Genomic DNA, 10093 nt, shown 5'->3' with positions numbered 1-10093 from the left:
TCGGTAAAACCACGGCGGTTTTTGTTGGTCACCGCTAAATCTTGCAGCTGGGATAACAGGGTATTCTTATTCTGAATATCCAGCTTATGATTATATCCAAGGTCCGTTGTGCGCCCAAAAGGGTCAAAATAACGCTGGCTGACAATATTACCGTTTTGGTCTGCCATGGTCGTCGCGCTGCCCAGCCTATCTCGCAAAGTGAACTGCAGTAAATGGCTGCGCTGTGGAGTGTAACTCAACACTGCAATGTCATCGAGGTAGGCACGCCAACTGCCATCACTGTCGGTTTCATAGTACTTATCGACATAATAAGTAGTGGTTGTGCTGCCTGACACTGTGCGACTTTGCTTGGCCCGCATACTATCGCTGCCATACACAAAAGCCGTTAGGGTGTTATTGTTCGGCCCCCTCCCTGAAATAGTCAGCGGCTTATCCATGGCATTATAGGTCATGGTTAAACCGTCACCCACACGCAGGTTTCCACGTTTATCATATTGAAAGTTAACTGTTGAGCCATTGAGCTTATTCAGTTGGCATACCGCATTGGGGCCTGCATTACTGTTAGCTGCGCAGCCAGCATTACCTCCATAACGATAGGCATTAGTGGCATTAGCACTGTAATCGGTCTTCTTTAGGAAGTTTCCTACTTTGTCATAGGCATAGTTGACCGTGGCGGTGAAGTTCGGATTGGTATTATTAAACTGGTATTCTTCCAACCGATTCAAGCTGTCATAACGATAACTTTTGACTAGCCCAGTGACACCATTACGCTCACTGGTGAGGTTCATAAAGTCATCGTAACCGTCATAGTAATGACCGTGAATCAGGCCTAATGGCCCATCCACTTCCACACTCGACATTGTGCCTTCACTGTAATAAACCCGTGACTCAGACATCACTCTGTTGGCTAGGTTAGCGCCAGTGATATGTCCAGCCTCATCCATAGCCGTGATTTGACGATACAAATAGCCGGAGGCAGCGTTGCTGGTCTGCTCAAGGTAGCCGTAATCGTTATAACCATATTTAAGAGTCAAACCATTAGGGTATTCCAATGCCTTAGGACGACCATAAAAGCCATCGTACTGATGCTTAATGGTGCGAGCCACGCCATCGACCGTGACTGTGGTGCTGGCCAGTTGCAGCGCCGCCGTATAGCCCCTCACCGTGAGGCAAGCATAGACACGGCTGACGCCGTTTTCGGTTTTTTTAAATTGTTAAAGAACACTTTTATTTCAGATGGTTATATCTAGCGCCGTTCTTTCCCCAAACAATTTTAACAATGGGAGCCTCTTTAAATTTTGACTCACCGGGAGCGTCCATATATGTCCCGTTAAAATTTACCGTTAAATTTTGGCGTTAAACTCCCTCGCTAATCTAAATTTAAAACATCAGATTTACTCGTTTTCCAGCCCAATAATTCGATAATGAATGCATTATTGGATAAGATTTCGCATTTGTTATCATTTGAATTATTTGAATTATTTGAATTATTTGTGTAATTAATACCAATGCTCGTTTTATCTAAATTTTCTTTTCGTAAAGTAAATGTGTAAGAAAGCTCACCACTATCATTAAAAGTTAGCGGCACTATAGCTATTAGTCCATTATCATCATAAAAACCAACATCAACTTTGCTAAGCCTCAAACAGTGCCATTTAGGTGGAATACTGCCCACTCTAACAGTTACTTCATACATCTTATAAATTTCACTAGCACTAACTTTAACATCAACATTATATTTAGCTGCATTTTCTCTCGTTATGTAGATTGAATCACTTGCAACAACCCTAAAACAAAAAAACATCAGAATATAAAGTATACATTTATTAAATTTCATCTTGAACGTTCCCTATAAGCTTCAACTGCCCCAAATGATATAGACTCTAATCTTTGATCATGAGTAGGCCCATACTTAGTATGAACTCCTTCATGAGCCAAGTTGAAAACAACACTTTCCACAGACGTCAATTGTGTTTTTTGATAACGGTTAAATCGGTTCGCCACAATTTTAGAATAAGTAGCACTTCTATACAGTGTTACAAAACCTCCTCTCTCCATTGCCTCAGGCCATTTTCCATTGACTTTTTCAGCAAAATCATTAGCTTCACTAAAGGATGAAAACGTTTCTAACTTAACCTGTCCATTCTTATCTACATAAGCTATAGCGAATTTATTAACAAAATCTCGACCTTTACCTCTTCTTATGTCGGGTATATTTCTAGAGGCAATATCACCTTCTTCATATGCTTGCTCTGGATCTGATGGAGCCTCTCCAAGAACTGATTCACTTTCAAGCTTGCCTTGATGTTCGCTCGTATTGAAATTTGACTTAGAGGTACCTCTATCGGAGCCACCTACATTGCTACCACTCTCCCCACTCTTACCTGCATTCTGCTGCAAGCTCCCCACGGAAGACACGTTACCGGCGCTGCTCATGGCACTCTGGATCCCTTGGTGAGCACTGCTGCCGTTGCCTTTGGTGATATACATATTACCCTGGCTGTCTTTGCCAACAGTTCCGGCAACCTTGCCATTGGCATCTGTGATGTCCTTGGTTTCGCCTTCGCCTAAACTATCTGCACAACCTGCTAGAGAATCATCCGTCGAACAATACCCTGTCGGATCTGTTCCTGCTAGCGGGTTGTTCATTATGTACGAGTATGGATTAATACTCTGCGTTGACGTAGGTGACTGTATTAACGGGTCCACACTCATAAACCGACCGAGGTTATAGTCGTAAATCCGCCCGTTCATATGAATAAGCTGTTGCTCATTCAAGTGCTCATGGTCGGTAAAACCACGGCGGTTTTTGTTGGTCACCGCTAAATCTTGCAGCTGGGATAACAGGGTATTCTTATTCTGAATATCCAGCTTATGATTATATCCAAGGTCCGTTGTGCGCCCAAAAGGGTCAAAATAACGCTGGCTGACAATATTACCGTTTTGGTCTGCCATGGTCGTCGCGCTGCCCAGCCTATCTCGCAAAGTGAACTGCAGTAAATGGCTGCGCTGTGGAGTGTAACTCAACACTGCAATGTCATCGAGGTAGGCACGCCAGCTGCCATCATTATCGATTTCATAATACTTATCGACATAATAGGTAGTGGTTGTGCTGCCTGACACTGTGCGACTTTGCTTGGCCCGCATACTATCGCTGCCATACACAAAAGCCGTTAGGGTGTTATTGTTCGGCCCCCTCCCTGAAATAGTCAGCGGCTTATCCATGGCATTATAGGTCATGGTTAAACCGTCACCGACACGCAGGTTTCCACGTTTATCATATTGAAAGTTAACTGTTGAGCCATTGAGCTTATTCAGTTGGCATACCGCATTGGGGCCTGCATTACTGTTAGCTGCGCAGCCAGCATTACCTCCATAACGATAGGCATTAGTGGCATTAGCACTGTAATCGGTCTTCTTTAGGAAGTTCCCTACTTTGTCATAGGCATAATTGACCGTGGCGGTGAAGTTCGGATTGGTATTATTAAACTGGTATTCTTCCAATCGATTCAAGCTGTCATAACGATAACTTTTGACTAGCCCAGTGACACCATTACGCTCACTGGTGAGGTTCATAAAGTCATCGTAACCGTCATAGTAATGACCGTGAATAAGGCCTAATGGCCCATCCACTTCCACACTCGACATTGTGCCTTCACTGTAATAAACCCGTGATTCAGACATCACTCTGTTGGCTAAGTTTGCGCCGGTAATATGTCCAGCCTCATCCATAGCCGTGATTTGACGATACAAATAGCCTGAGGCAGCGTTGCTGGTCTGCTCAAGGTAGCCGTAATCGTTATAGCCATATTTAAGAGTCAAACCATTAGGGTATTCCAATGCCTTAGGACGACCATAAAAGCCATCGTACTGATGTTTAACTGTACGACTCACGCCATCAACGGCAATCGTGGTTTGCGCCAGTTGCAGTGCCGCCGTATAGCTATAGTTGCGGGTAACGCCATTTTCAGTTTCAGAGGTCAACATGCCTTGTTTGAGTGTATCCCACACAAAGGTAGCGGTGCCCGGGGCGCTGCCGCCTGTAGTGGTTTTGCTAGTGATACGACCCAGCACATCAAGCACATAAGTTTGCACCACACCGTTGGCATCGGTTTGCTTATCAAGCTCACCTAAGGTGTTATACCCAAAGACTGTGGTACCTTGGTTAGGGTCTATTACCTGCGTTTTATGTCCAAAACCGTTGTAGGTGGCTTTAATGTCACGGTTATTGGCATCTCGGATAACTAAAGGCCTGCCCGCGCCATCATAGGCAAAACGGTTGGTACCATCTTGCGCATCCACCGTTTCATACAACCAACCTTGACTGCCATAGGTGCGCGACATAGTGCGACCTTCAACATTAATATTGGTTGTCAAGCCACTATAGGTATAAACCGACTCCAGCCCGCCGGAACGACCATTAGGAATCGTGCGTCTGATAGGTCTATCGAGCGCATCAAAGTCACTAAACTCGGTATAGTCGGCAGCGGTGCCATTACCGTAGGGCGTTGAATCTCGGGTCATGCGCCCTAACGCATCATAATGCTTGTCTTGGTATTGATAACCGCCATCAAAACCTTGCGTGGCGGTGCGCAGTAAGCGACCTTGACCGTCAAAATACTGCTCACTCTCGGGCATCCCCGCCCCACTCGTGCGGGTCATCACAACGGGAACGTTATCATTATCCTGTGGAGCGTTATTACCTTCATTCGCTAGTAAGTAACGCAGATAACGTGTCGGACTGCCCGTCTGCTGCACTTGTACTGGACGACCGATACCGTCGTACTCGGTTTGGGTCACGATATTATTGGGCGCGACCACTTTAATGGGAAGTCCTAGCCCCATATCGTATTCGGTAGTGGTGATATGACCATTGGCATTGGTGACTTTGTAAGGCAGATAACCATCGTCAACTTGAGTTTTACCGTCTTTGGTGTAGGTAAAATTGTTTTGTCTCGCCGTGATGGCAGTACACGCACTACTTTGCCCAGTGCTTTTAGTCCAGAGCGGTAAACCATAGCTGTTTAAGCCGGTTTGCTCGACGCGATTACAACTGGTGTTACTGGCAGTATAAGTCACTTGTGTGGGCAATTTATGCACATTGTCCCACGTATTCACCGTCTGGAGTTGCCATTGGGCTTTATCAGTCGTGCCTACAGGATCATCTCCCCAAGCGCGCTGAACGGTATCGTGGCTGGTGCGTATCTCATTAAATTTGTTAAGCCACCAGTTGTTAGTATCAACGGCAAAACTGGTCTCAGTGGTATTGGTATAGGTGTTAGCTTGACCCTTGATGTAATCCGTAATCTTGCGGGTCTGCTTCTTAATATTGCCCCACTCATCCACATCGGTAGGGCTAGTTCCTACCGTCTGCTTTATCTCTGACATCAGGCTCCCATCATCCAGCTCCCAAGACGTCTGCAGCGAGCTGGTCTGAATGTTGTGGTACGCACCTTTGCTGCGCACCAGGCTTGCCTTATGCTGCGGGTTATCGGTCCAAGTATTTTTCAGCTCAGCCACAGTACGCTTGACACCATTTTTGTTCGGCGCTGTCACTGTCTGTGATGTCAGCAATCCCACCTCAGGGAACTTCTGCTTGAAGACACTATGCACCGTCTTATCCCGCTGCATATCCTTTTCCCAGATTTGATTAAATCCGGTAAAGCCACGTCCTTGTAGGTTATACATCGCGCCTTTATAAGCATATTGGGTTTCGTTTTCCCCGCCCTGACCGTTGCTTTGCTTGAAGGACTGCACCACATACATGCTGGAGCCGAAATGCACATAGCCGGTTCCCACTTCATCGAAATCTGTAGTGTAGAGCTTAGCTTGGTCCGCACTGCCTTCTCCGGTTGACAGTGGGCGATAACGCCATTCGCTACTGTTACCTAGGCCATCAGTGACGGATTGCAGATAATCAGTTGCTGCATAATCGCTTGTTGTTTGTCCAGTTCCAGAACCATAGTTACGGCTGAGGTAAGCACCGTATTGTGTGCCCCACATGCTAGAGGCAGCGTTTTGTAACCACGTTTCGTTAAACTGGCCCGTTCCAGGTATACGTGGTCCATAGGTGGTAAGCATGTCAACAAGGCCATCTCCAAATGCATCCACTAAACGTGATTCATAGGCTGAGCCATAGAATGGAGTAGGCTGTTTTACTAAGCCCCAACGACCATCGGCTTGCAACACAAATTTAATCGCATCATATTGATAAATCGAATCATCAAAATCAGAACTGACAATTGGTTTACTGGGAACAGTATTTGAACTGTCAACGGGCATATCCCCATAAAGTGCATCCCCACAAAGTGTCCTTTTGATCCCGCTTCCAGAAGTTCCCCCGGGAAACATAACATAGGCACAACCTGTTATAACCCTCGTACCTGGAAGTAATATCTCCTCGATACCGTCTAAATCAATATCAGCCGTTTGCATGCTGTCGAAGTGCTGAGGATAAATGACATCCATGGGTTCTTGCGCTATTACCACCACTGAGTGTGAGCGCTCCTTCAAGCGAAGATTGCCCCCAAAAGCTACCCAAGGAGCAAACACGCCGCCGCCCTGATTGAGTTCATAGCCAATTAATCGGTCATTATTTACCATTCGCCACGAAACAATGTCAGGTAATCCATCGCCATTGATATCAACCAACTTTTGGAAAAAATGAAAACCATCACCAATGTGAAACGGATAAGTAGGAGCGTTAGCCCACTGCGCGTTCCATTGCTGCGGAGTGCTGTTATTTAATATAAAACTGAGAAGCTTAGGCACTGGCGCATTTGCCGCGCCACTGCCGCCCAAACTTGAAACCACAAAATCAATCATGCCATTACCATCAATATCGCCAGCCATATTGACATCAACACTGGGTCTTGCAGGCCAGCTTCCCAATTTGGGGTCTATCGGTGTTTCATGAATCAATTGATGCGCAGTGGATGAATAAGGGGCCAGTTTGTTGCCTGAATTCAAATAAGCCCGCCAGTAACCTTTATTGTTCGCAACGGTAAACACCATAAGGTCAACAGAACCATCGCCGTTAAGGTCTGTCGCCCCCATCAGTCTATCTGGGCTGGGGAAACGATTAGGATTAAACGGTATCCCCGTTGAAATGTAGGAAAGTGACCCCGACGCAGACAATTGGATATGTAAGATAGTATTGATGGATTTAAAGGGGTCGACTTTACCGTCATTGTCCGCATCAAACGCGACGCAAATCCAGCCATCAGAGACATAATCGTTATAGCAAGCCTTCTCGTGAGTAAAACTATTTTGGCCCAGCATTTCCTGCTCTGCATTAGTGTCATATCCAGGAAAATCTGTTGAACCGTCGCCATTAGCATCGCCATGTGGCGTTACTTTATTAATGTCCAGCTCACCAGAAAACACTGCTTGCCCGCCAATGGAAAATTCATTCGCATCAACCGTTGAAGACTTGTCACTCCAAGCCATATTTGTAGTGGAGATACAGTGCCCTAGCGCATCACACTGTTCTATCACCTGTAACAAGTGCCTACCACTGGCTTGACTCAGTTGGTAATTAAACCGGTATTGGTAAACCGACTGACTCCCAGTGCTATTGACCCTAACTTCAGATAAAAGACGAGTACTTGTTGTTAGCCCTCCCGCAAGATAATTTTTCCGTTTATCCGCCCGAGCAACATAGATAAACTCGACATTACGATCGCCTGAAATCCCATTTCCACCCGTATAAAAAATCTGACTCAGAAGGTGCTCACCCATCACCGAGTCATCATACGTATAATCGATGGTATTGGCGCCGTTTGAGTAGGACTCTTGGGTCACTTTCCAGCTTAATGCAGTGCTTAACCCACCCGGCACAAAACGACTATTAGCATTTGCACCATAGGTTGCCGAATTTCCATCAGGTTTATAGACAGTAAAACGACTATTACTGTCATTGATATTGCCGTGTTGGATCACTTTGACAAACGAATCCATCTCAGTACGATATTCGGTATTACCTGTGCCATAGGTGCCTGTAATGGCAATCAAACGCTGACCATCGAGGCACAATCGATCAGTTGAGGCACTAAAGGTGACTGCACGGGTAAAGCCATCTTGGGCAAAGGTTGCAGCGCAGCGACTAATGCTTGACCCTGCATTGAGTGACCAACCCACACCTAAAATGCCATTCCCCCCTTGGGAGTTATAGCTAAGCGATACAGATGGCTGAACGCCATTACGTCCTGGCGGTAAATCGATGGGAATGTGATAACTTGCTTGACCACCCGATACGCCAGCTTGCCCTTTAACCGATGCGGCGTTGAGGTCTACAGCATCAGAAGGTGCAGTGTCACTGCCGCCGGCATCCGCAACAGACACCCGAGATAGATTTTTCCAATCACTGCCAAGCAAGGGCAAACTCACCTGCGTATTGCTCGATAACTTCCAAGCACTGCACGCTGTAGTGCAAGCACGCACTTGATACTGATAGGTGCCAGAAGTGAGCCCCGACAACGCATAATTTGTGGCCGTTCCAGAATACTTAGCGACCCAAGCGCCACCATTCACTCGTTGCTGCAAATCATAACGCGCAGCGCCACTGACGCTCGACCAAGAAACACTAAAGGCCCCAGTTGCATTGGTTGCTGGTGCGGAGATCGACGTTGGTGTCGTTGGAGTTGTCGGCGCAGAAGGGTTGCCAACAAGAATAGAGGGGCTATAACCGCTACACAATGAACCTTTACAAGCATTGATGCGATAGTAATATCCAGAGAGAGTCTTGTTGGGTAACTGTAGTATTCGTTTCCAAGACCAATCACCAGAACAAACCGTGCCACCAACAGCAAACGATTTATAGGCTACAACACCATTATCAGCTTGACCCAATCCGCTGTATAGATTCGTCCAAGCACTACCATCAAGTGACTCTTGGATATTAACGGCAGTGACGGAACAGTCAATCCCCCATCGTAATTCGACAATTGACGTAAATCGACTGCCGGAAAGAGTCGGTGCATCCACAGGTAAAGGAATGTTTGGTAATACTGGGTCTATCTCAACCTTCGGTTTCGTCAACGCCGCATAACTCGGTGTTAGCCATACCAGTCCAAGCAATAACATAAAAGCGGCAAAAGATGATTTACGGCGCAGCGTCCACAGTGGCAACATGACATTCCCTTTAGTTCAAGATCCTTTTTTTGTCAAATCACAATACAAAAATAAACACCCCTTAGCAACAAAGTGAAAACACTTTATTTGGTTTTATTTTACTTTCAAAACAGTGCAGCTATGATGTTTTAATCATAATTACACTTGATAAGTTTATACTTCAATAGCTTCTGAAATCCGCAGTGCATCTTCAATTTCGACACCTAAATAGCGCACGGTGTTATCCAGCTTGACATGTCCAAGCAAGATTTGAATCGCCCGAATATCCTTGGTTCGACGATAAATTAATGTCGCCTTGGTTCTACGCAACGAGTGCGTGCCATACAATTCACTATTCTGCCCTAATTGACTCGCCCAGTTTTTTACCCTCGTTTGGTAATAGCTATAACTCATCGGCTGATGAATACTCCTTGGGCTAGGAAATAGATAATCCTCAGCGGTTAATCCCTTTTCGAGCAACCAAGACGTCAGGCTGTGCTGAGTTTTTGGGGTAATTTCAAACTGAACGTCACGATGGGTTTTACGCTGTGTTAATCGCACTCGCGGATTGATGATGCCTGCTGAGGTAATGTCTTGAACTTTCAAATGCAGTAAGTCACAAGCGCGCAATTTTGAATCAATCGCCAGATTAAGTAACGCTAACTCAGCAATATTATGTTCTAACTCCAACCGAGTACGAATACGCCAAATCTCTTCCAATTTAAAGGGTCGTTTTTGTCCCATGGGATGACCTTTATTCCAAGCGCCCATATAAACCTCCTCAGGTTGTAATGAATAGACACTTGAAGTATAGGAAATAGCGCTTTTAACTGAGCAAATATGGATTATAAAATCTCATGCATAAATAAAATTAAAGCGGAGTCTAGAAATGAAGTGCTGAATTGCTTTGGGGCAAAAGCTTTTTAGGATGGACTTGTGAATTAGGGACTTAGTTAAGATTGGTATTGTTGTACCAGTGACC

General features: G+C 45.6%; 3 protein-coding genes and 1 pseudogene. All 4 read right to left on the bottom strand.

Annotated features, from left to right (window positions below; genetic code table 11):
* Positions 1-1163: pseudogene (locus BM607_RS21820) on the bottom strand (hypothetical protein); the annotation flags it as partial.
* A 206-nt stretch (positions 1164-1369) separates the two neighbouring features.
* Positions 1370-1837, bottom strand: a complete 468-nt coding sequence (locus tag BM607_RS13105) for a hypothetical protein (RefSeq protein WP_071939624.1) — start codon at positions 1835-1837, stop codon at positions 1370-1372.
* Positions 1834-9132 (bottom strand): RHS repeat-associated core domain-containing protein, encoded by a 7299-nt coding sequence (locus BM607_RS13100; protein ID WP_249269590.1) that lies wholly within the window; start codon positions 9130-9132, stop codon positions 1834-1836. The genes BM607_RS13105 and BM607_RS13100 overlap by 4 nt, the downstream gene beginning before the upstream one ends.
* Before the next feature lie 153 nt (positions 9133-9285).
* Entirely contained in the window at positions 9286-9882 is a 597-nt protein-coding gene (locus tag BM607_RS13095) for a tyrosine-type recombinase/integrase (protein WP_071939625.1), read from the bottom strand.
* Positions 9883-10093 lie beyond the last annotated feature (211 nt).

This window comes from Shewanella sp. SACH (assembly GCF_001887095.2).
Lineage (GTDB): Bacteria > Pseudomonadota > Gammaproteobacteria > Enterobacterales > Shewanellaceae > Shewanella > Shewanella baltica.
The sequence above is the reverse complement of the archived record's forward strand: the minus strand, read 5'-3'. Positions and strand labels throughout refer to the sequence as shown.

Bases quoted from the DNA above. Each gene is read 5' to 3' on its own strand.
- BM607_RS13105 (WP_071939624.1), bottom strand. From the start codon at position 1,837: ATGAAATTTAATAAATGTATACTTTATATTCTGATGTTTTTTTGTTTT.
- BM607_RS13100 (WP_249269590.1), bottom strand. From the start codon at position 9,132: ATGTTGCCACTGTGGACGCTGCGCCGTAAATCATCTTTTGCCGCTTTT.
- BM607_RS13095 (WP_071939625.1), bottom strand. From the start codon at position 9,882: ATGGGCGCTTGGAATAAAGGTCATCCCATGGGACAAAAACGACCCTTT.